At 67.8% G+C, this 22,027-nt stretch carries 19 protein-coding genes; 7 read left to right on the plus strand and 12 right to left on the minus strand.

Going from position 1 to position 22,027, the window contains the following annotated elements; translation table 11 throughout:
* Positions 1 to 45: 45 nt before the first annotated feature.
* Positions 46 to 1,272, minus strand: a complete 1,227-nt coding sequence (locus NCCP691_RS08340) for an acyl-CoA dehydrogenase family protein (RefSeq protein ID WP_220807797.1) — start codon at positions 1,270 to 1,272, stop codon at positions 46 to 48.
* A 249-nt stretch (positions 1,273 to 1,521) separates the two neighbouring features.
* Here NCCP691_RS08340 and NCCP691_RS08345 point away from each other — a divergent pair, with 249 nt between their 5' ends.
* The 3 genes from NCCP691_RS08345 (at position 1,522) to glgP (ending at position 4,881) form a co-directional block, all read left to right on the plus strand.
* The gene (locus tag NCCP691_RS08345) at positions 1,522 to 2,208 is read left to right on the plus strand and encodes a YitT family protein (RefSeq protein ID WP_373870333.1); all 687 of its coding nucleotides are present in this window, start codon (positions 1,522 to 1,524) and stop codon (positions 2,206 to 2,208) included.
* Positions 2,209 to 2,278: 70 nt separating this feature from the next.
* Positions 2,279 to 3,064: a 4'-phosphopantetheinyl transferase family protein gene (locus tag NCCP691_RS08350; protein WP_220807798.1), complete on the plus strand. Its 786-nt coding sequence runs from the start codon at positions 2,279 to 2,281 to the stop codon at positions 3,062 to 3,064.
* A 140-nt stretch (positions 3,065 to 3,204) separates the two neighbouring features.
* Complete coding sequence (glgP, locus tag NCCP691_RS08355) at positions 3,205 to 4,881, plus strand: alpha-glucan family phosphorylase (RefSeq protein WP_220807799.1); 1,677 nt, start codon at positions 3,205 to 3,207, stop codon at positions 4,879 to 4,881.
* Between the two features lie 4 nt (positions 4,882 to 4,885).
* Here glgP and NCCP691_RS08360 read toward each other — a convergent pair whose 3' ends face one another.
* From NCCP691_RS08360 to NCCP691_RS08380, 5 genes are read right to left on the minus strand one after another with little or no spacing between them, the layout of a single operon-like run.
* Complete coding sequence (locus tag NCCP691_RS08360; protein ID WP_220807800.1) at positions 4,886 to 6,139, minus strand: branched-chain amino acid ABC transporter substrate-binding protein; 1,254 nt, start codon at positions 6,137 to 6,139, stop codon at positions 4,886 to 4,888.
* A gap of 46 nt (positions 6,140 to 6,185) precedes the next feature.
* Positions 6,186 to 6,827, minus strand: coding sequence for a GTP cyclohydrolase II (gene ribA, locus NCCP691_RS08365; protein ID WP_220807801.1), 642 nt, complete (start codon positions 6,825 to 6,827; stop codon positions 6,186 to 6,188).
* A gap of 32 nt (positions 6,828 to 6,859) precedes the next feature.
* Complete coding sequence (locus NCCP691_RS08370; protein WP_220807802.1) at positions 6,860 to 7,753, minus strand: pirin family protein; 894 nt, start codon at positions 7,751 to 7,753, stop codon at positions 6,860 to 6,862.
* Between the two features lie 43 nt (positions 7,754 to 7,796).
* Complete coding sequence (locus tag NCCP691_RS08375) at positions 7,797 to 8,672, minus strand: pirin family protein (protein ID WP_220807803.1); 876 nt, start codon at positions 8,670 to 8,672, stop codon at positions 7,797 to 7,799.
* Between the two features lie 33 nt (positions 8,673 to 8,705).
* The gene (locus tag NCCP691_RS08380) at positions 8,706 to 9,326 is read right to left on the minus strand and encodes an FMN-dependent NADH-azoreductase (RefSeq protein ID WP_220807804.1); all 621 of its coding nucleotides are present in this window, start codon (positions 9,324 to 9,326) and stop codon (positions 8,706 to 8,708) included.
* 100 nt (positions 9,327 to 9,426) lie between these two features.
* On the opposite strand from NCCP691_RS08380, the gene NCCP691_RS08385 reads away from it, so the two are divergent.
* The gene (locus NCCP691_RS08385; RefSeq protein ID WP_220807805.1) at positions 9,427 to 10,359 is read left to right on the plus strand and encodes a LysR family transcriptional regulator; all 933 of its coding nucleotides are present in this window, start codon (positions 9,427 to 9,429) and stop codon (positions 10,357 to 10,359) included.
* On the opposite strand, the gene NCCP691_RS08390 is transcribed toward NCCP691_RS08385, so the two are convergent.
* Positions 10,326 to 10,748, minus strand: a complete 423-nt coding sequence (locus NCCP691_RS08390; RefSeq protein WP_309295112.1) for a response regulator — start codon at positions 10,746 to 10,748, stop codon at positions 10,326 to 10,328. The genes NCCP691_RS08385 and NCCP691_RS08390 overlap by 34 nt on opposite strands.
* 36 nt (positions 10,749 to 10,784) lie before the next feature.
* Here NCCP691_RS08390 and NCCP691_RS21350 point away from each other — a divergent pair, with 36 nt between their 5' ends.
* On the plus strand, positions 10,785 to 11,933 hold the full coding sequence (locus NCCP691_RS21350; protein WP_238482364.1) for an NAD(P)/FAD-dependent oxidoreductase: 1,149 nt from the start codon (positions 10,785 to 10,787) through the stop codon (positions 11,931 to 11,933).
* Between the two features lie 14 nt (positions 11,934 to 11,947).
* On the opposite strand, the gene NCCP691_RS21520 is transcribed toward NCCP691_RS21350, so the two are convergent.
* The 3 genes from NCCP691_RS21520 to NCCP691_RS08415 form a co-directional block, all read right to left on the minus strand.
* On the minus strand, positions 11,948 to 13,582 hold the full coding sequence (locus NCCP691_RS21520) for a methyl-accepting chemotaxis protein (protein ID WP_274387228.1): 1,635 nt from the start codon (positions 13,580 to 13,582) through the stop codon (positions 11,948 to 11,950).
* 301 nt (positions 13,583 to 13,883) lie between these two features.
* Positions 13,884 to 15,074 (minus strand): serine hydrolase domain-containing protein, encoded by a 1,191-nt coding sequence (locus NCCP691_RS08410; protein WP_220807807.1) that lies wholly within the window; start codon positions 15,072 to 15,074, stop codon positions 13,884 to 13,886.
* A gap of 121 nt (positions 15,075 to 15,195) precedes the next feature.
* Positions 15,196 to 16,098 (minus strand): serine hydrolase, encoded by a 903-nt coding sequence (locus tag NCCP691_RS08415; RefSeq protein ID WP_238482365.1) that lies wholly within the window; start codon positions 16,096 to 16,098, stop codon positions 15,196 to 15,198.
* A gap of 244 nt (positions 16,099 to 16,342) precedes the next feature.
* On the opposite strand from NCCP691_RS08415, the gene NCCP691_RS08420 reads away from it, so the two are divergent.
* Positions 16,343 to 17,284 carry a ketopantoate reductase family protein gene (locus NCCP691_RS08420; protein WP_220807809.1) on the plus strand — a complete coding sequence of 314 codons (942 nt, stop codon included), beginning with the start codon at positions 16,343 to 16,345 and terminating at the stop codon, positions 17,282 to 17,284.
* 120 nt (positions 17,285 to 17,404) lie between these two features.
* Positions 17,405 to 20,080 carry a calcium-translocating P-type ATPase, PMCA-type gene (locus tag NCCP691_RS08425; protein WP_220807810.1) on the plus strand — a complete coding sequence of 892 codons (2,676 nt, stop codon included), beginning with the start codon at positions 17,405 to 17,407 and terminating at the stop codon, positions 20,078 to 20,080.
* On the opposite strand, the gene NCCP691_RS08430 is transcribed toward NCCP691_RS08425, so the two are convergent.
* Both NCCP691_RS08430 and NCCP691_RS08435 read right to left on the minus strand, forming a co-directional pair.
* The gene (locus NCCP691_RS08430; RefSeq protein ID WP_220807811.1) at positions 20,071 to 20,946 is read right to left on the minus strand and encodes a 2OG-Fe(II) oxygenase; all 876 of its coding nucleotides are present in this window, start codon (positions 20,944 to 20,946) and stop codon (positions 20,071 to 20,073) included. The two genes, NCCP691_RS08425 and NCCP691_RS08430, sit on opposite strands and share 10 nt — an antisense overlap.
* A 94-nt stretch (positions 20,947 to 21,040) precedes the next feature.
* Complete coding sequence (locus NCCP691_RS08435; protein ID WP_238482366.1) at positions 21,041 to 22,027, minus strand: ROK family protein; 987 nt, start codon at positions 22,025 to 22,027, stop codon at positions 21,041 to 21,043.

The following is a 22,027-nucleotide window of genomic DNA, read 5'->3' on the forward strand; positions in this document are numbered from 1 at the left end:
AATGCTTCAGCGCGCCTCATACTCCGTCGGCTCCGCCCATGGTACTCACACTCCCTCGGGCGTCTGCAGCCAGGGCAGCGTGGCCCCGCGCCTCCCGGCCGCCGCCGCCATCTCCTGCCGCGCCACGCTGCGGATATGCACTTCATCCGGGCCGTCGGCGATACGCAGCACCCTGCCCCAGGTCCAGAGTTCCGCCAGCGGCGTGTCGGGACTGAGTCCCATCGCGCCGAAGACCTGCATCGCGCGATCGCACACCGCGGTGTGCATGCGCGGCACCACGGCCTTGATCATCGCAATCTCGGGCGCCGCGGCGCGCGCGCCCTCACGGTCTATCTTCCAGGCCGTCTTGAGCACCAGCAGCCTGGCCTGCTCGATCTCCATCCGGGACAGCGCGATGCTTTCCGCCACCGCGCCGTGCTGGTGCAGGTAATGGCCGAAGCTGCGCCGGTCCGCGGCGCGCTCGCACATCAGCTCCAGCGCCAGCTCGGCCTGCCCGATCGAGCGCATGCAGTGATGAATGCGGCCCGGCCCGAGGCGCGCCTGCGCCATGGCGAAGCCCGCACCCTCCTCGCCGAGCAGCTGGGAGACCGGCACCCGGACATTGCGGAACACGAGTTCGCAGTGGCCGCCGGGGAAGCTGTGGCTCATGACGGGGATGTTGCGCACCACTTCCAGGCCGGGCGCGTCCATGGGCACGATCACCATGCTCTGCCGCGCATGCGGGTCTGCCGTGGCATCGGTCACGCCCATGACGATGGCGAAGCGGCACAGCGGATGCGCGGCGCCGGAAATGAACCACTTGCGTCCGTTGATCAGGTAATGATCGCCCTCGCGGCGAATGGCAAGCTGTATGTTCGTCGCGTCCGACGAAGCGACGTCCGGTTCGCTCATCGCGAAGCACGAGCGGATGCTACCGTCGAGCAGGGGCGCGAGCCAGCGCTCCCGCTGCGCATCGCTGCCGAATTTCTCGAGCAGCTCCATGTTGCCGGTATCGGGAGCGCTGCAGTTGAACACCTCCGCCGCCCAGTGCACCCGCCCCATGATCTCCGCCAGCGGCGCGTATTCCAGATTGCTCAGCTGCGAGGGCAGGAACAGATTCCACAGCGCTTCCTCCCGCGCCAGTTCCTTGAGCTGCTCCACGCACTCGGGATGGGCGAGCGCGTTGCCGCCCTGGCTGCGCCACAGTCCGAGGTTGGGCACCACGTAGTTTTCCATGAAATCGAGCAATTTCCGGCGCAGCCGGGCGACCTTTGGCGAGTATTCGAAATCCATGCGGAAGACCTGAAGAAATGGAGGAAATGGCAAGCGCACGCCGAAGCATCGGCGGCGAAAAAAAACCGCTACCGTTTTATATGCCGCAGGCTGCGCCGGCAGCGCCCGGCCGCGCGCGAAGCTGCTGGATTTTCTTGACCGGGGTCAATAAAATTCGCGGCGCGCATGCGATAAGCTTGCGCGCCTGAACTTTTGTCAACCGGCGCCGTTCCACCACAAGCGGGGCGCGCGCCCCACGTGTCGTCCGCCATGACCCAGCACCTATCCGCCGCCGGCCTACCCGCCGCCGGCGCAGCAAACACCCTGTCCGCCGAACCCGCATCGTCCGCCATGCAGAAGCCCTTGTCGAAACACAGCGCCTTCGAAGATGCGCAGGCGCTCGTCACCGGCACCCTGCTGGTATCGCTCGGCGTCGCCTTCCTCGGCAAGGCCGGCCTGATCACCGGCGGTACCGCCGGCATCGCCTTCCTGCTGCATTACCTGACCGGCATCAGTTTCGGCAAGCTGTTCTTCGCCATCAATATTCCTTTCTATGTGCTGGCGGTGAGGAAGATGGGATGGAAGTTCACGCTCAAGACCTTCTGCGCGGTGGCGCTGCTGTCGGCCAGCACCGAGCTGCTGCCGATGGTCCTGCACCTCGACGAACTCAACACCATCTACGGCTCCGTCATGGGCGGCCTGCTGTGCGGCGTCGGCCTGCTCGTGCTGTTCCGTCACCGGGCCAGCCTCGGCGGAATCAACGTGCTCGTGCTGTGGCTGCAGGAGCGCTTCGGCATCCGCGCCGGCGTGGTGCAGCTCGCGCTCGATGCAGCCATCCTGCTGTGCGCGATCCCGCTGATCTCGCTGCCGGCGGTGTTCATTTCGCTGCTCGGCGCGGCCATGCTGAACATGATCCTGGCCATCAACCATCGTCCCGGCCGGTACATGGCGATCTGATGCGCCGCAGCGGGCGAAGGGCGTGCATCTGCCGTATGATTGCGCATCTTTTGCCGTGTTCAGCCAGCAGATGCCCCCAGCCTCTTCCGCACTCTCCGTCCAGCTGCTTCCGCGCGACGCCGGGGTGCGCGCCGACCAGCCTTTCGCGATCGACTTTCCGCCGCTGATGGCGGGGTCGGCGGTGTGCATCGGGCTGGCGATCGACTGGCGCAGCCAGGACGCCCTGCGCGACTATGCGCTGGCTCGCACCCTGCCGGACGAGCACGCGCGGGCGGCACGCTTCACGCGGCCGGAAGACAGCCTGCGCAATCTGCTGGGACGCGCGCTGCTGCGCACCGTCGCCGCGCACTACGGCGGAATGAACCCGCGCCAGCTCATCCGCATCAGCACCTGGGGCAAGCCGGAACTGGAAGGCTGCACCGTCGGCTGCAACATCAGTCACGCGGGCAGCCAGCTCTGGGTAGCGGTGGCCGCGCATCCGCAGGTCGGCATCGACATCGAGTCGGCCGACGCCGCGCAGGAATACCGCGACATCGCCGCCGGCTTCCATCCCGATGAACTCGCCGCGCTGCGCCGCGCGCCCGATGCGCGGCTGGCGACCATGCGCTGCTGGTGCCGCAAGGAGGCGGTGTCGAAGGCCACCGGCCTGGGCCTGTCGCTGCCGTTGCGCGACTATGCGGTCGATCCCGGCCCCGCCGCCGCCGGCTGGCTGCGCCAGCCGCCGCCGAAGACGGCACGCGGCGACTGGACCACGGTCGACCTGCCGGTCGGCGCCGGCTGCATCGGCGCGCTGGCGGTCGTCGGCAGCATCGGGCGGGTCGAGGTCCTGCGCCTGCGCCTTACGGACGCGCGCTGACCGCAAAGGCAGGCGCCGCCTTCCGTTGATTCCGTTGACCTGAGTCAAAACCCGCAGCGAAAACGGGGCGAGGCGATTTTCAGCCCTGCCCGCATTGGGCATCCTTGGGCGGACAGTCATCACCGTCAGTGGGAGCAGGCATGCAATCGCTCGAATTGAAAGAAGACCTCCACACCCCGCGCGTCGCCTATTTTTCCATGGAGATCGCGCTCGACTCTCAGCTTCCCACCTACAGCGGCGGCCTCGGCGTCCTCGCCGGCGACATGATGCGCTCGGCCGCCGATCTCGCACTGCCCGTGGTCGGCGTGACGCTGGTCAGCCGTGCCGGGTATTTCAGGCAGGAGATCACCGAAGGCGGCCGTCAGGTCGAGCATCCCTCGCCCTGGAATCCGGCGCAGCACGCCCATGCACTGCCGGCCAAGGTCGCGGTGTCGATCGACGGCCGGGACGTCTGGATCATGGCCTGGCTTTACCGTCTGCAGGGGGAAGGCGACGGCCGCATCCCGGTCCTGCTGCTCGACGCCGACCTGCCGGAGAACAGCGAGGAAGACCGGCGCATCACGCATTTCCTGTACGGCGGCGATCCGGAGTACCGCCTCAAGCAGGAGATCGTGCTGGGCATCGGCGGCGTGCGCATGCTGCGCGCGCTCGGCTTCACCGTCTCCCGCTATCACCTGAACGAAGGCCATGCCGCGCTGCTGTGCCTGGAACTCCTGCGGAGCGGCGCGCACGGCAGCACGGCGCCGGTGCGCGCGCAATGCGCATTCACCACCCACACGCCGGTCGAGGCGGGCCACGACAAGTTCCCCTATGAGCTGCTACGCCGCCTGCTGGGCCCGGACGCCGATACCGAACTGCTGCGGCGGCTGGGCGGCGAACAGCACTTCAACATGACGCAGTTCGCGCTCAACCTGAGCGGCTATGTCAATGGCGTCGCCAAGAGCCACGCCGAGGTCTCGCGCCGCATGTTCCCCGGTTTCCGCGTGCATGCGATCAGCAACGGCGTGCATCCCCGCACCTGGACCAGCCCCGCCTTCCGGCAGCTATATGACCGCCATTTTCCGGACTGGAAGCTGGAGCCGGAAGCGCTGATGCGCATCGGCCTGGTCGACGCCGAATCGATCTGGGCCGCGCATGAGCAGGCCCGGCACGCGCTGTTCGCGCTGGTGCGGGAGCGCTGCGGCGTCAGCCTGCAGGAAGGCGCGCTGACGCTGTGCTTCGCGCGCCGCATGACCGGCTACAAGCGGCCCGACCTGCTGTTTACCGACCTCGCGCGCCTGCGTTCGATCGCCCGCCGCTATCCGCTGCAGCTCGTCATCGCCGGCAAGGCCCATCCGCGCGACACTGACGGCAAGCGCCTCATCGAGATGGTGCACGCCTGCCTCGGCGACCTGAGGGAAGACATTCGCGGCGCCTTCATCCCGGACTACACGATGGAAATCGCCGGGCTGATGACGGCGGGCGCGGATGTGTGGCTCAACACCCCGCTGCCGCCGCTCGAAGCCTCGGGCACCAGCGGCATGAAGGCCGCCTTCAACGGCGTGCCGAGCCTCAGCGTGCTGGACGGCTGGTGGATGGAGGGCTGCATCGAAGGCGTGACGGGATGGGCCATCGGCACCGAGAATGAAGTGGCGGCGCCGCAGGAGCATGCGCGGCTGCTGTATGAAAAACTGGGCGACGTGGTACTGCCGCTGTTTTTCCACGACCGCGCGGGCTGGGTCGAGGTCATGAAGGGAACCATCGGGCACAACGCGGTGCTCTTCAATTCGCACCGCACGATGCGCCGCTATGCGGCCGAGGCCTACCTGCGCAGCTGAGGGCTCAGCGCCGCATCCTGCAGGTACCCGGCAAGGCGGTCTGCGCCGGCGCGAGATAGCGCTCGGTCTTGAAGCCGTAGCCGCTGCCTTCATTGTCGAAGCGCAGCCCGGCATCGCCGGCCTTCTGCATCACCGACACATACAGCGGCTGGATCAGCTGGTGGTCCTCGGCCCGCATGGTCGCTTCATGGAAGGCATTGCGGTAGCGCGCGCCCTCGAGCGCCCTGGCGACCGCCGCGGCTTCGGTGCCGCCCGCCTTGCGGACCGCGTCGGCGAGCATGGCGATCATGAGCTGCATGCGCAGGTGCACATAATCCTCTTCCGGCTTCGGGTAACGCCTGCGGAAGTCGAGATAGAAATCGTCGCTGGCGCCGTCCCGGCGGCCGGCGCCGGTATTCGGATGCCATTCCGCCACCGCGCGCACGCGGCCGACGCCGGCGTCGCCGATCGATGCCGGCGCCCCCAGGCCATTGCCATAGAAGGTATAGAACTTCAGGTTGAGGCCCTGTTCGCGCGCGGCCTTGACCAGCAGCGTGAGATCGTTGCCCCAGTTGCCGGTGATGACGGTATCGGCGCCGCTCGCCTTGATCTTGGCGATGTAGGGACTGAAATCCTTGATCTTGCCGATCGGGTGAAGCTCGTCGCCGACGATCGCGATGTCCGGACGCTTGGCGGCAAGCTGGGCACGCGCCGAGCGCGCAAGCTGCTGGCCGAAGCTGTAGTCCTGCCCGATCAGGTAGACCTTGCTCGCGCCGCTGTCGCCCCTGATCACCTCGGTCAGCGCATGCATGCGCATGTCGGCATGGGCATCGAAGCGGAAATGCCAGTAGCTGCATTTTTCATTGGTCAGCGCCGGGTCGACCGCCGAGTAGTTCAGGAACAGCATGCGCGACTGCGGGGAGCGCTGGTTGTGCTTGTCCACCGCGTCGATCAGCGCCGCCGCCACCGCCGAGCTGTTGCCCTGCACGATGAAGGGAATGCGCTGGTCGGCGAAATGGCGCAGCCCCACCAGGGACTCTTCCACGCCCTGCTTGTTGTCCCATATGACCAGCTCCAGCGGGCGTGCGCCGCCGGGCAGCGCGACGCCGCCGCCGGCATTGATGCGATCGATCGCAAAGCGCAGGTTGCGCACGACCGCCTGGCCGGCATTGGCGAAGGCGCCCGACATGCCTTCTATCATGCCGATGCGGATGGGCTCGGCGGCGTGGGCGACAGCGGAGGCAAGCAGCAGGGCTGCCGACAGAAAGACGGATTTCATCGTGTTGTGGAACGGCTGATGGAAGACGGCGGCGCCGCCGTCTTCCTTATTCGAAGTCGAACATGTGACCCAGCTTTTGCTGCTTGGTGCGCAGGTAGCCGATGTTGTGGGGCGTGTGCGGGGTGATGACCGGGATGCGCTCGTTGACCACCACGCCGTAGTCGGCGAGCTTGTTCATCTTGCGCGGATTGTTGGTCATCAGGCGAATGCTCTTGACCCCGAGGTGGGACAGGATGCGGGCAGCGACCTCATAGTCGCGGGTATCGACCGGCAGGCCGAGCGCGAGGTTGGCCTCCACCGTGTCCTGGCCCTGGTCCTGCAGCTGATACGCGCGGATCTTGTTGGCCAGTCCGATGCCGCGGCCTTCATGCCCGCGCAGGTAGAGGATCATGCCCTCGCCGGCCTCGGCGATCTTCGCCATCGCGGCGTCGAGCTGCTCGCCGCAGTCGCAGCGCATCGACCCGAGTACGTCGCCTGTCAGGCACTCGGAATGCACGCGCACCAGCACGCCATCCTTGCCGGCGACGTCGCCCTTGACCAGGGCGACATGCTCGACGGTCTCGTCGACCGGCTGGTAGACGTGGATGCGAAACTCGCCGTGGCGGGTGGGCAGCAGCGACGAGGCGAGCAGCCTGATGATTTTTTCGGAGCCGGCGGCAGCCGTCTTCGGGTCTCCGTTGATATTCATTCAATCCATCCTGAAAATGCCAGGGCGGAAGTTTAACTGAAAGACTCGGCCGGTTTCGGTTCATCCGGCAGCGGAATCCATTCCGTCTCTTCCGGCACCCGGCCGAAATCCTGCGCCCTCCATCGTTCCTTCGCCTGCAGGATCAGCTCCTTGCTGCTGGCGACGAAATTCCACCAGATGAAGCGGTCGCCGTCGAGCGGCTGGCCGCCGAGCAGCATCAGGCGCGATGCGGTGCGGGCCTCTATTGTAGTTTCTTGTCCCTCGGGAAGCACGGCCATGTGTCGCTCGGGCAGCGCCTGCAGTTCCACCGACACGTCGCCATCGACCGCATACACGGCCCGTTGCGGATATTCCGGCGGCAGCACGAAACGCGCGCCCGCTTCCATCTCCACTGCCAGGTAGAACAGCGGCGAGAACGTGGTGGCCGGCGCGGTCTTGCCGAAGGCGGAGCCGGCGATCAGCCGCATGCGCACGCCGGGCTGCCGTATCTCGGGCAGCGTGGCGGCCGGATGATGCTCGAAACCCGGCGCCGTCTGTTCATGTTCCTTCGGCAGCGCCACCCAGACCTGGATGCCGTGCACCGGTCCGCCGGCCTCGCGCACCCGGTCCGGGGAGCGCTCGGAATGCACGATGCCGGCGCCCGCCGTCATCCAGTTCACGTCGCCGGGATGGATTTCCTGCAGGCTGCCGAGCGAGTCGCGATGCAGGATGGCCCCCTCGAACAGATAGGTGACGGTCGCCAGCCCGATATGCGGATGCGGCCGCACGTCCAGGCCGCGCCCGGCATCGAAGCCGGCCGGTCCCATGTGGTCGAAGAAGATGAAGGGACCGACCATCCTGTGCGGATGGGCGGGCAGCAGACGGCGCACGAAAAAGCCGCCGATGTCTTTTTCATGCGGCTTGAGCAGGCTGATGGCGGACGGCATGGGCGGCTCCTCGGGCTGTTGGCGGGGTGGGGTCATTATCCGCTCAAGCGGCGTCCTGCGTGAACTTGCCGCTTTGGAAATCGCGTATCGCCTGTTCGATCTCTTCCACGGTGTTCATGACGAAGGGGCCATACTGCACCACCGGTTCGCCGATCGGGCGTCCGGCCAGCAGCAGAAAGCGCGCGCCCCGCTCGCCGGCCCGCAGCGCCACCCGCTCGCCCGGGGACAGCACGCCGGCGCTGCGCTCCTTCAGGCGGCGACGGTCTTCGCCAACCTCGAGCTGGCCCTCGTAGGCATAAACGAAGGCATTGTGGCCGCCGGGCAGCGGCTGGCTGAACGAGGCGCCGGGGGGCAGCTGCACATCCAGGTAGACCGGATCGGTGCTCTGGCCGCGTACCGGGCCGTCGATCTTGCGGCCGTCGACCTCGACGCTGCCGGCGATCACCTTGACGCTGCCGCCGTCCGGCAGCGCGGCGACCGGAATCTCGTCGGGCGCGATGTCGCGGTAGCCGGCGGGCTTCATTTTTTCCTTCGCCGGCAGGTTGATCCACAGCTGGAAGCCGCGCATGCGGCCGTCCTGCTGCTGCGGCATTTCCGAATGCACGATGCCGCGTCCCGCCGTCATCCACTGCACGCTGCCGCTGGTGAGCTCGCCCACGTTGCCCAGGTGGTCCTGGTGCTGCATGTGCCCGTCGAGCATGTAGGTGACGGTCTCGAAACCGCGGTGCGGATGGGCGGGAAAGCCGGCGAGGTAATCGCCCGGATTGTCGGAGAAGAACTCGTCGAGCATCAGGAAGGGATCCAGCCGGGTCCCCTGCCCCTGGCCCAGGGTCCGGCGCAGCTTGACGCCGGCGCCGTCGGAGGTGGCGAGGCCTTCGATCACGCGCTGCAGGGTGCGGGTGGCGGTGGTGGTGGTCATGCGTTCTCTCCTTTCGGGCACTAGTGTAGAAGTTCAGGCGGCGGCGCGCAGCGGCTCGACCAGCTGGCGCACTTCATCCTGCGCACGCGCCAGGCTGGCCTTCTGGCTGTCTTCGCCCAGCGACAGGCCCTCGGCATAGACGATTTCCACGTCGGTGAGGCCGATGAAGCCGAGGATGTCGCGCAGCCATGCCGACGCGGTGTCCTTCGGGGTACCGGCATACAGGCCGCCGCGGGTGGCGAACACGTAGACCTTCTTGTTGCCGAGCAGGCCGACCGGGCCGTTTTCGGTATAGCGGAAAGTCACGCCGGCGCGCGCGACATGGTCGAACCAGGCCTTGAGCTGGGACGGCACGCCGAAGTTATACAGCGGCACGCCGAGCACGATGACGTCGGCGGCGCGCAGTTCCTCGATCAGGCTGTCGGAAAAATCGACGACCTGCTGTTGTTCGGGCGTACGATCTTCCGGCTTGCTGAGGAAGGCGCCGAAACGCGCGCCGTCGAGATGCGGGACCGGGGAAGCCGCCAGGCTGCGGCTGATCACGCGGCCCTGCGGATGGGCTTGCTGCCAGGCGGCGACGAATTGCTCGCTCAGGCGGGTGGACTGGCCGTTTTCGCCGAACAGGCTGGAATTCACTTGCAGTAGGGTTTTCATCTTTTTCTCCTGATTGGGTGTTGGGTGTGTGTATTAAACTATCCAACCAGTAGATAAAAAAGTAGAATGATTAGCGTATAACTATCTACTCATCTGATAAATGGACGGCCAGTACATCAGCCTGGAGCAGTGGCGGACCCTGATCGCGGTGGTGGATGCGGGCGGCTATGCGCAGGCGTCCCAGGCGCTGCACAAGAGCCAGTCGGCGGTGACCTATGCGGTGCAGAAGATCGAGGCGCTGCTCGACGTGAAGGTATTCGAGATCCAGGGCCGCAAGGCCGTTCTCACGCCTACCGGGCAGTTCCTCTATCGGCGGGCCAGGGCGCTGCTGGAGGAATCCGCCGCGCTCGAGCGGGCGGCGAAGCGGCTGTCGGCCGGCTGGGAGGCCGAGATACGTATCGCCGCCGAAGTCATCTTTCCCACCTGGCTGATGCTGCAATGCCTGGACCGCCTGGGCCAGGAAAGCCCGCACACCCGGGTGGAGCTGATCGAGTCGGTGCTGGGCGGGACGACGGAAGCCCTGCTCGAGGGACGGGTGGACCTGGCCATCGCCAATACCGTGCCGCCCGGCTTTTTCGGGACGCCGCTGATGCCGCTGCGCTTCATCCCGGTCGCCAGCCCCGCGCATCCGCTGCACGCGCTCGGCCGTCCGCTGACACCCGAAGACCTGCGCCGGCATCTGCACCTGGTGGTGCGCGAGTCCGGTGCGCGGCGCGACACCCGTACCGGCGTCGATACCGCCCGCCGCTGGACGGTAAGCCATCCCGCCACCTCGATCGAGGCGGCGAAAATGGGTTTCGGCTTTGCCTGGTTCCCGGAAGAGAAGATCCGCGAAGAGCTGCGCGACGGCAGCCTGAAGATGCTGCCGATGCGCGACGGCGGCGAACGCTTCGCCCAGCTCTACCTGATCATCGGCGACCCCGACGCCGCCGGCCCCGCCACGCGCCGGCTTGCCGGGATCATCCGCGAAGCCGTCACCGATGCCTGCGCACGGATCGATCAGGGGACGGTTCTGTCCGCGCCGCCGGCCTGAATCCGTCGCGCGATGTCATCCAGCAGCTTCCGGTAGTCGATCGGTTTTTCGACATAGCCGTCGCAGCCGGCGGCCAGTATCCGCTCGCGATCGCCCCTCATGGCCATCGCGGTGACCGCCACGATCGGAATGTGCCGGGTGGCGGCCAGCGCTTTGAGCTCGCGCGCGGCGCTCAGTCCGTCCATGTCGGGCAGCTGCACATCCATCAGGATCAGGTCCGGCTTCTCCGCCAGCGCAACCGCGATCGCGTCGCGGCCGGTGGCGGCCTGCAGTGCGCTGTGTCCGGCAGTGGCCAGGATCAGCAGCATCAGTTTCATGTTTGCCGGCGTGTCTTCGACAACCAGGATTCTTGCCATCCGTCTTCTGCAACTTCGGCGGCCCGGGCGCATAATCTCCGCAGGTCCATTCCAAAAATTCAAGCCGCCATGAATTCAAAGCATGCAGATTACCTGATTATCGGCGGCGGCATTGCCGGCGCGTCGATCGGCTACTGGCTCGCGCCGCATGCGAAAGTGATTCTGCTCGAGCGGGAATCCCAGCCCGGCTATCACAGCACCGGCCGCTCCGCCGCGCTGTATTTCGAAAGCTACGGCCCGCCGCAGGTGCGTGCGCTGACCTGCGCCAGCCGCGGCTTCTTCGCCAATCCGCCCGCCGGCTTCTGCGAACACCCCATCCTTTCCCCCCGCGGCGCGCTGATGGTCGGCGCCGAGGGACAGCAGGCGCTGCTCGACGAGCATGAGGCGATCGTGCGCTCGGTCTCGCCGCTGGCGCAGCGCCTCGACGCCGCCGCCGCATGCGAACTGGTACCCGCGCTGCGCCGGGACTGCGTGACGGGCGCCGTCTACGAACCCGACGCCATGGACATCGACGTGCATGCGCTGCACCAGGGTTTTCTGCGCGGGATGCGCGCGCACGGCGGCGGCCTGGCCTGCAATGCGGAGGTCCATGCGGTGCGCCGTACCGGAGACGGCTGGCAGGTCGAGACCGGCGCCGGGAGCTTCTCGGCGCCGGTCATTGTCAACGCCGCCGGCGCCTGGTGCGATGTGATCGCCGGACTTGCAGGGGTGCAGCCGGTGGGTCTGGCACCGATGCGGCGCTCGGCCTTCACCTTCGAGCCGCCGGCGGGGATGGATGTCGCGCGCTGGCCGATGTTCATCGGCGTCGACGAATCCTGGTACGTCAAGCCGGACGCCGGCCTGCTGCTCGGTTCCCCCGCCAATGCCGATCCGGTGGCGCCGCACGACGTGCAGGCCGAAGAGCTCGACATCGCGCTCGCCATCGACCGCATCCAGCAGATGACCACGCTGACCATCCGCCGGCCCAGGCATGTCTGGGCCGGGCTGCGGTCCTTCGTCGGCGATGGCAGTTTCGTGGGGGGATGGGATGCCCAGGCGCCCGGATTTTTCTGGGCCGCCGGCCAGGGCGGTTACGGCATACAGTCCTCGGCCGCGGCCGGGGAGCTGTATGCGGCGCTGCTGCGTCAGCAGCCCGTGCCCACCCATATCGCCGATTTCGGCGTACAGCCGGAAGCGCTGTCGCCTCGCCGGATTCAGCAACCGGCGGGCGAGCGGTAGCACGCGGGCGCCGGTCAGCCCTTCATCGCGTTGGCCACGCGCAGCGGCGCCTGGCGGGGGAGCGCCGGCGGCACCGGGACCGGGGGCAAGGCAGGCGCCCCGATGCCGGCCAGATCGAAAGCCGCCACGGTCTGGCCGAGCGAGGCCGCCCGGTTCTGCATGCTCGCCGCGGCGGCGGCCGCCTGTTCGACCAGCGCCGCGTTGTGCTGGGTCATCTCGTCCATGGTCGCGACCGCCCGGTTCACCTCTTCCAGGCCGACGCTCTGCTCCCGGCTGGCTTCGGTGATCTCGTTCATGATGTCGGCCACGTGCCGGACCGCCGACACGATCTCCTGCATCTGGCGGCCGGCATGGTCCACCAGCGTGTGGCCGTCCTCGACCTTCTTCACCGAGTCGTTGATGAGGTCCTTGATTTCCCTGGCCGCCTGGGCGGAGCGCTGGGCGAGATTGCGCACCTCCGCCGCCACCACCGCGAAGCCGCGTCCCTGCTCGCCGGCGCGCGCCGCCTCCACCGCGGCGTTGAGCGCGAGGATATTCGTCTGGAAGGCGATGCCGTCGATGACGGCGATGATGTCGACGATCTTGCGCGAGCTGTCCTTGATCGAACTCATCGTGTCGACCACGCGGCCGACCACCTCGCCGCCCCTGACCGCCGACTCCGACGCGGAACGCACCAGCTGATTGGCCTGCTGCGCATTCTCGGCGTTGTGGCGCACGGTCGAGGTCAGCTCTTCCATCGACGAAGCGGTCTCCTGCAAGGCGCTGGCCTGCGCCTCCGTCCGGCGCGAGAGGTCGCTGTTGCCGCTGGCGATCTCGTCGGAAGCCGTGGCGATTTCATCCGTGCCGCTGCGAACCTGGCTCACGATGCGCGCCAGGCTTTCGTCCATTTCCCGCAACGCGTGCAGCAGCTCGCTGGTTTCGTCCTTGCCGACCACCTCGATGCGGCTGCCGAGCTTGCCCGCCGCCACCCGTTGCGCGACCGCGACCGCGGCACGCAGGGGGCCGACGATGCTGCGCGTGGTCAGCAGCGACAGCAGGCCGCCGATGACGAGGGTCACGAGTCCCAGGCCGAGCAGCACCCAGGTCATGCGCCGGCCCGCCGTCTCCGAGGCGGCGAGCAACTCGTCGACCGACTTCTGCTGGATGGCGACGAGACGGTCGATCTCGGCGATGGCCTGCTGGTTGAGGGGATCGATCTGCGAGGAGATCAGCTTGCCGGCGGTCTCGTTCGCATATTCCTTGACCTTCTGGATGGCTTCCTGGAACGGCGCGTCGGTCTGCTTGTCGAGCGCTGCGATCTTCGCCACCAGCGCCTTTTCCTCGGCGCCGAGGCCGAGCGCGAGCAGCCTGTTCTGCGCTTCCTGGAATCGCTTGCGCTGGGCGGTCGCCTTGGCTTCCTCGCGCTGCATCTCGGGGGTGCTGTATTGCAGGCCCACGTTGCGCATCGCGATGCCGCCCTCGAGCAACGCGCTGCGCATCGCGTTGGCAAGCGCCGCCTTGGCGCTTGCACGCTGCAGGCCGGCATTCTGTTCCTGTCTGGACCGCGCGCTCAGCACCAGGTCGGCGATCAGCACGCCCATGACCAGCAAAAGAATGATGCCGAAGCCGAGACCGAGCCGGGTCCCGATCTTCACCGTACGTAAATTCACTGCCGTCTCCTCGATGTAATGCGGTTGCCGTGCCGCGCCGGATTTTTCCGGTCTCCTGCCCGCCGGCGCGCTCCGCCGGTTGACGGACGGCGCATCCTTACGTCGAGTGTAAAGTAGCTGTACAAATATTTCCATAGGACAATATTTGTACAGCTGGAAAAGTGACTGAAATCCGGACGCCCGGGTCGAGACCTGCCATCGAGGCGTGCTACAACCCGCATTCCCACAAGAGGGAAAACGCGGATCACTGTCCGGAAACCGGACAGCCCGCATTCGCTGCCCGTCCTGTTGCGCGGATGACTCAGTCGAGCGCCGCGTAGACCATGTGCCTGAACAGCTGACGGTAGTAGGTGCGCTGCTCGGGCGCCTGCATCAGCAGGACGGCGGAGAGCGCCTCCTTCGGATCGACCCAGAAATACGTCCCCGCCAGCCCGCTCCAGGTGTAGTCGCCCGGTGAGCCGGGGATGACGGCGCCGCCCTGCCCCAGGCGCACCGCGAAGCCGAGCCCGAAGCCGTAGCCGGGGCCGGGCAGGAAGTTCAGGCCGCTGCGCGCCGCCGGCAGGTCGCCGAGATGATCCGAGGTCATCAGTTCGAGCGTCTTGCGGCCGATGATGCGGGCGCCGTCGAGGCTGCCGCCGCCCTCCAGCATGCGTGCAAACCGCATGTAGTCATGGGCGGTCGACATCAGGCCGCCGCCTCCGCCGAACAGGGCCGGCCGGCGGCGCGGCTGGTTGAGGCGGACGGCGGCGCCGGTGACCGGGTCGGTCTCGAAGGCTTCGGCGATCCTATGCTGCCGGGCCGGCTCGACCCAGAAGCCGGTGTCGCCCATGCCAAGCGGGTCGAAGATGCGCGCCTTCAGGCATTCGTCGAGCGGCATGTCGCACAGGCGCTCCACCAGCACCCCGAGCACATCGGTGGCATGGCTGTACTCCCATACCGTGCCCGGCTGGTACATCAGCGGCAGCTCGCCGAGGACGCGCATGAATTCCTTGCTGTCCGCGCCGGGGGTGCCCACGCGCACCCGGCGGTACTCCGCCTTGACCAGGGAGTCGCCGAAGATGCCGTAGGTGAAGCCGGCCGTATGCCGCAGCAGGTCCTGCAGCGTGATCGGCGCGCGGGCCGGCTCCAGTTCCAGCACGGGCTTGCCGTCGGCGCCGGTGCGCTCGACGCCGACGCGCAGCGCCGCGAGTTCGGGCAGCACCCGATCCACCGGATCGCTCAGCAGGATGCGGCCCTCCTCGACCAGCATCATCGCGGCGACGGACACGACCGGCTTGGTCATCGAGTAGATGCGGAAGATGGTGTCGTGCGTCATCGGCGCTCCGGACGCCGGGTCCTGCACGCCGAGCGCCTTGCGGTACACGGTCTCGCCGCGATGGCTGATCTGCATCATCGCGCCGGGAATGCGGCCGCGCTCGATGTCTTGCTGCATCCTGCGGGTCAGCAGGTCGAGCCGGGCGGCGGAAAAACCGCTGAAGGCGGGCTGGGTCATGGTGTCTCCGTATGTATTCCTGGTGGATCGGGATCGCGAGAAAGCGAACGATCGTTTGATTCTAGCGGAAAAGAAAAATGGACCGTTGCCGGTCCATTTTTTCCTGCCGCGGGGGCTGATTTCACATCAGCTTGCGCTTGCCGCCCGACTTCACGCTGACCCGGGTCTTGGCCCGCGCGGCCTGCCGCTGGCCGACCTTCACGACGGACGCGCTGGCGCGCCGGGGCTTGGGCGCGGCGGCGGCCGCATACAGCGGCTCGCCGGTGAGGAAGCGCTGCACATTCTCCGCATCGGCGATGCGCGCCGCGCTTTCGCGGGCATTGAGCAGGACCATGATGACCCGTTTGCCGGCTGCCTGGAAGCGCATCACCAGGCACTTGCCCGCCTCGCGGGTGAAGCCGGTCTTGGACAGCATGATGTCCCAGCCATCGCGGCCGACGAGGCGATTGGTATTGCGGTACTGGACCAGGCGGCCGTTCATGTCGATCAGTTCGCCGGTCTCGGTCGTCATGCGGCTGATTTCGGGATAGGCCGAGGCGGCGGCCGCCATCTTGACCAGGTCGGCGGCGGTCGAACGGTTGTACGGGGACAGGCCGGTCGGCTCCTGGATGGAGGTGTTGTGCATGCCGAGCGCCACCAGCTTCGCCTGCACGGCGCGCAGGAAGGCCGGATGGCCGCCGGGGTAGGTGCGGCCGAGCGCGTGGGCCGCGCGGTTGTCCGACGACATCAGCGCCAGCTCGAGCAGCTCGCGGCGGCTGAGCACGACGCCGACCGGCACCCGCGATGAACTGAACTTCAGGGTATCGACATCGCTCTCCTCGATCGCGATCTGCTCGTCCATGTCCAGCCGGGCATCGAGCACGACCATGGCGGTCATCAGCTTGGTGAGCGAAGCGATGGGCACGATCTCGTGCGCATTCTTCTCCAGCAAGACCTTGCCGGAATCCTCTTCCATCACCAGCGCATGCTGGGAGCTGAAGGGAACGGCGAAGGCCGACGCCGCTGCCGAGAGCAGCAGCGCCATAAGGGTTTTCTTGAACATAGGTAGCTGTAACGAAATGTTGTCCTGCGTAATGAATCATATCGCGTTAATCAGGAGCAACAAAGTAGCCTATGAGAAGTATTGAGAAATTTTTCTTGCGCTGTTGCGAAGCCGCCCTTGCCGGGTTTTCAAGGCGGGGCCGGGACCGGCGGCGGCGCGCTTTTGCCGTCCCCGCTAAAATCGGCAGGCCGGACGCAGCCGCGGACCGGGAGAACAGGAGACATACGTGAGCAAGGACAGAATTCTTATCGTCGGCACCGGCGCCATCGGCAGCTTTTACGGCGCCGCGCTGCAGGCAGCGGGCGCCGACGTCAGCGCGGTATGCCGCTCGGATTACGATGCGGTGCGCGAACACGGCATCGCGGTCGAGAGCCAGCGCATCGGCGACCGGCTCTTCAGGCCGACGCAGACGGTGCGTACCCCGTCCGACTACCAGGGCGGCGCGCCCGACTACCTGGTGCTGAGCGTCAAGGTGCTGGAAGGCGTGGACCGGGCGGCGCTCATCCGCGACGCGGTCGGGCCGGCCACCGCGATCGTCCTGATCGAGAACGGCGTCGAGATCGAACAGGAAATCGCCGACGCCTTCCCCGACAACGAACTGATCAGCGCGCTCGCCTTCGTCCAGGTCAGCCGCGTCGGTCCCGGCCAGGTGCGGCATTTCGCCTTCGGCGACCTCATGTTCGGCAACTACCCTTCCGGCCTGGGCGAGCGCGCGCGCCGCCTGGCCGGATTGCTGGAGGCCGGCGGCATCAAGGCCAAGACCAGCGACAACGTAGTCGGCGCGCGCTGGCAGAAGTGCGTGTGGAACGCGGCCTTCAATCCGATCTCGGTGCTCGGCGGCGTGCTGGATACCGGCCACATCCTCGGCGCCGAGGGCGGCACTGCCTTCGTGCGCAAGGTGATGGAAGAGATCTGCGCGGTCGCCGCCGCGTCGGGCCACCCGCAGCCGCCAGGGCTGATCGACCAGTTCATCGACAGCACCGCCAGGGCACCGGCTTACAAGACCAGCATGGCGCTCGACTTCGAGAACGGCCGGCAGATGGAGACCGAGGTCATCCTCGGCAACGCGGTGCGGGCGGCGCGACGGGAGAACGTGGCCGCGCCCTCGCTGGAAGCGCTCTATGCGCTGATGAAGATGGTCGAGCGCAAGGCCGACGCCGGGCGCTGATCCGCGCGCCCCGGCCTTCTTGATCCAGCGCAATCAAATTCGCCGGGGCGGAGCGTAGCCTGCCCGAATCCTGCCGCGGATGTGTCCGCGGCCTCCAGGCAGACCGAGGACCCGCCCGCGATGTCACCCCCCTCTTCTTCGTCGAAACCCGCCGTTTCTTCCCCCGCATCCCGCCCGCCGGACTGGCACACGCTCGACGCCGGCGCGGTGGCCGAGCGCGCCGCCACCGATCTCGACCGTGGCCTGGCGGCGCAGGAAGCCGCCGCCCGCCTGCTGCGCGACGGCCCCAACCAGTTGCGTGAGAAACCGCCGAGGTCGGTGCTCCGCATGCTCGCGGACCAGTTCGGCGACTTCATGATCCTGGTGCTCATGGCCGCCGCCGTGGTGTCGGGGATCGTGGGCGACCTCAAGGACACTCTGGCCATCGTGGTCATCGTGCTGCTCAATGCCCTGATCGGCTTCGTGCAGGAAGCCCGGGCCGAACGTGCCATGGCGGCGCTGAAAAAGATGGCGGCCACCAGCGCGGCGGTGATCAGGGCCGGCGAGCGGCAGAACCTGCCGGCGCATGAACTGGTGGTCGGCGACCTGGTGCATCTGGAAGCCGGCAACGTGGTGCCGGCCGACCTGCGCCTGGTGGATGCGGCGCAGATGAAACTGGACGAATCCCTGCTGACCGGCGAAGCCGTGACCGTGGAAAAGAGCGCGCAGCATCTGCCGGCGGCCGACGCACCGCTCGGCGACCGCCGCAACATGGCCTTCAAGGGGACGACGGTCACGAACGGCCGCGCGCGCGGCGTGGTGGTCGCCACCGGCATGGCGACGGAAATCGGCCGCATCGCCGGCCTGCTCGACAGCACGGAAGACATGAAGACGCCGCTGCAAAAGCGCCTGACCGGTTTCGGCAAGCGGCTCGGCCTGGCGGTGCTCGCCATCTGCGCGGTGATCTTTGCCGTGGGGCTGCTGCGCGGCGAACCGGTCGTGCTGATGTTCCTGACGGCGGTCAGCCTGGCGGTAGCCGCGATACCGGAGGCCTTGCCGGCGGTGGTGACGATTTCGCTTGCGCTGGGCGCCCGCAAGATGGTCAGGCAGAACGCGCTGATTCGTCGCCTGCCGGCGGTGGAAACCCTGGGCTCGGTCACCTGCATCTGCACCGACAAGACCGGGACGCTGACGCAGAACCGGATGCGGGTGGAAGAGATCTCGACCGCCGTCTCCACCCTGCGCCAGGGAAGCGAGGCGCCCGCGCTGGAGCCGTGGAGCAGCCTGTTCGCCGCGCTGGCACTGTCGAACGACGCCAGCCGCGACCACAACGGCATGACCACCGGCGATCCGACCGAGGTGGCGCTGTACCTGGCGGCGCTCGAGGCCGGCCACGACAAGCGGGAGCTGGAGGTGGCCGCGGCGCGCGTGTTCGAACTGCCCTTTGATTCCGAGCGCAAGCGGATGACGACGGTGCACCGGCAGCCGTCCTTCTTCCTCGCCTTCACCAAGGGCGCCCCGGAAAGCGTGCTGCCGCTGTGCAGCGCCGCGCTCGGCCCCGGGGGCGAACAGCCGCTGGACCGCGAAGCGGTGCTGGAGACCGCGCGCAGGATGGCGGAACGCGGACTGCGGGTGCTGGCGGTGGCGCGCCGTCACTGGCCGGCGCTGCCGGCGGCGGAGGACAGCCATCGCCTGGAAGACGGGCTGGTGCTGATCGGCCTGGTGGGCCTGATCGACCCGCCACGCCCCGAGGCGCGGGACGCGGTGATGCAATGCCGTTCGGCGGGCATCACGCCGGTCATGATCACCGGCGACCACGCGGCGACAGCGCTGGCGATCGCGCGCGACCTCGGCATCGCGTCGGGCGAGGACCGCGCAGTGACCGGCGCCGAACTCGCGGCGATGGACGACGAAGCCTTCCGGCGCCTGGTGCCGCAGGTGAAGGTCTACGCGCGCGTCGACCCGGCGCAGAAGATACGCATCGTCGAGGCGCTGCAGGCGCGCGGCGAATATGTCGCCATGACCGGCGACGGCGTCAACGACGCGCCCGCCCTCAAGCGCGCCGACATCGGCGTCGCCATGGGCAAGGGAGGCACCGACGTCGCGCGGGAGGCGTCGAGCCTGGTCCTGCTCGACGACAATTTCGCCACCATCGTCGGCGCGGTGCGGGAGGGACGACGGATCTTCGACAACATCCGCAAGTTCATCCGTTTCGCGATGAGCGGCAACTCGGCCGAGATCTGGGTCATCTTCCTGGCGCCCTTTCTCGGCCTGCCGATACCGCTGCTGCCGATTCACATCCTGTGGATCAATCTGCTGACCGACGGCCTTCCCGGCCTGGCACTGGCGGCCGAACCCGCCGAACGCGGCATCATGCGGCGGCCGCCGCGCCCGCCCGCGGAGAGCATCTTCGCGCACGGCATGTGGCAGCACATCGTATGGGTGGGACTCGCGATCGCGGGGGTGACGCTGTTTGCCCAGGCATGGGCGATCCAGTCCGGCTCGGCGCACTGGCAGACGATGGTGTTCACCGTGCTGACGCTGTCGCAGATGGCGCATGTGCTGGCCATCCGCTCGGAGACCGAGTCGCTGTTCCGGCTCGGCCTGTTCAGCAATCCCCTGCTGCTGGGCGCGGTGCTGCTGACTTTCCTGCTGCAGATGGCCACCATCTACCTGCCCTTTCTCAACCCGGTGTTCAGCACCCAGCCGCTGTCATGGCAGGAGCTGCTGTTCTGCCTGCTGCTGTCGGCCGTGGTGTTCGCGGTGGTCGAAGTCGAGAAATGGATGGTGCGGCGCGGCTGGCTCTATCAGACGTAGGCGCGTTCGCGCATCCACTTGGTGGCGACGACCTTGACGCCGGTTTCGACCGGCTCGCCCGCGTGCAGGGACAGCTGGTCGGGTTCGCCGAATTCGCTGACGTTGAGGAAGAAGACGGCGCTGCCCTTCTTCGGCTGCACCTGCAGGCCGGCCTTGGGGAAGGAGGTGCCGCCGCCCTGCCCGACGTCGCTCAGGTACATGACGATGGTCGCCACGCGCTGGCCGCCGCGTTCCAGGTGCTTGCGGGGACCGGGCAGCGCCGGGTCGAACCAGTCGAAGTGCGGACGGTACTCGTTGCCTTTTTCATAGCGCAGCACCTGCAGGCCTTCGCCGCGCTCGGCGGGCCAGCCGGTAAGCGCCTCCAGCCGGGCCTCGATGCGTGCCACCAGCGGCGACTCCGCGCGCTGCAGCATCGCGCCGCGGCTGGTACGGTGCGCGTGCACCTGGGTCTTGCCGTCGCTGTCGGCCACCACCGGCGATCGCTCGAGCCGGTCGTAGCTGTAGGCGATCAGCTCGTCGCACTCTTCATCGCTGAGGAGGTCGGAGACCACCACCACCCGGGGCGCCGCCAGGGACAGCACGATCCCGACCTGCCGGTCGCCGGCGAGCACGCGGTTGGACGAGGTGTCAATCCGGGGCAGCACGCGCGGCTCGGGCGACGGCGCCGGCGGCAGCTGCGGGAACCAGGCGCGGCGCGCTTCTTCGATCGCCGCCTGCGCCAGCCGGTTGTCGAAATGGCCGTCGCGCACCATGACGGCGGCCATGACGGCCGGCTCGCAGCGGCGCGCGAGGTTTTCGTTGATCCAGTGCCGCCACTCCTGCGGCAGGCGGGCGAGTGCGGAGGCGGAAGTATTGAGGGTTTGCATAGGGACTTGCCAGATTGACCATCAGCGGCAAGCGTAGCTGCTTGCCGCGAGATTTCTGTGACGCAAGTCAAGCCGGAAGGTTCCGCCGCGAAAGCTAATCCTTCAGCACATCCCATGGCCGGGCGGCCCGCCAGCGCGCCTCCCATTCCTCGGGCAGCACCAGGGTGAAGGCGCCGACATCCGCCACCAGCGAGCCGAGCGCGGCGGTCTCGATGCGCACGCCCTCGGTCAGCGCGGGCAGGTGCGCATGGATTTCCCGCAGCACCAGCGGCGCGAGCCAGTCGCCGTGATGCTGCCAGACGCTGCCGCCGATCACGAACAGCCGCAGGTCGAGCGCGGCCGCCAGGTTGTACAGGCCGCGGCCCAGCCAGTGCGCCGCGTACTCCCCGACCTGGCGCGCCTGCGGATCCCCCGCGCGCGCGGCCTCGAACAGCTCCGCCGCGCTCTTGCCGATCCGGTTGCCGAGATTGCGGCCCGAGATCAGCCCCTCCAGATCTCCGCGGTTGCCGCAGCCGCAGACCGCGTCCGGGTCGTCGCCGAGCAGCATGTGCCCGGCATGGCCGGCATTGCCGTTCTTGCCGCGCAGGATGCGGCCGTCCACGCACAGCCCGAAGCCGACGCCGGTGCTCCACGTCACATAGGCGCAGTCCGGCTCGCCGACGGCGGCGCCGAATGCGCGTTCGGCCGCGATCGCCGCCACGCAGTCATTGTCGATCGCCACGCGGGCGAACCGCTCGCGCAGCACCTGCTCGAGCGGGATCAGCGTCCAGTCGTTGGGCAGATCGGGCGCGTTGCGCCCGCCGCCGCAGATGTTCGGCGCGGCCAGCGCGATCATGCCTTCCTGCTTGACGAAGGGGCCGCAGGAGGCGACGCCGAGCGCACCCACCCGGTCCGGTGCGATGCCGGCCTCGCGGCAGGCTTCCTCGACCATGGCCATTCCGAGTTCCGGCAGTGCCCGCACGGTCCCGGACTTCGGCGTGGGCCTCGTCACGCGCGCCAGCGGCCCCTCCGGCCCGGCGACCGAAGCCGCCATCTTGGTGCCGCCGATGTCGAGCGCGGCCAGGTATTGCTCTTCCATCAT

It is taken from the genome of Noviherbaspirillum aridicola, assembly GCF_019656455.1.
In the GTDB taxonomy this organism is placed as follows: Bacteria; Pseudomonadota; Gammaproteobacteria; order Burkholderiales; family Burkholderiaceae_D; genus Noviherbaspirillum; species Noviherbaspirillum aridicola.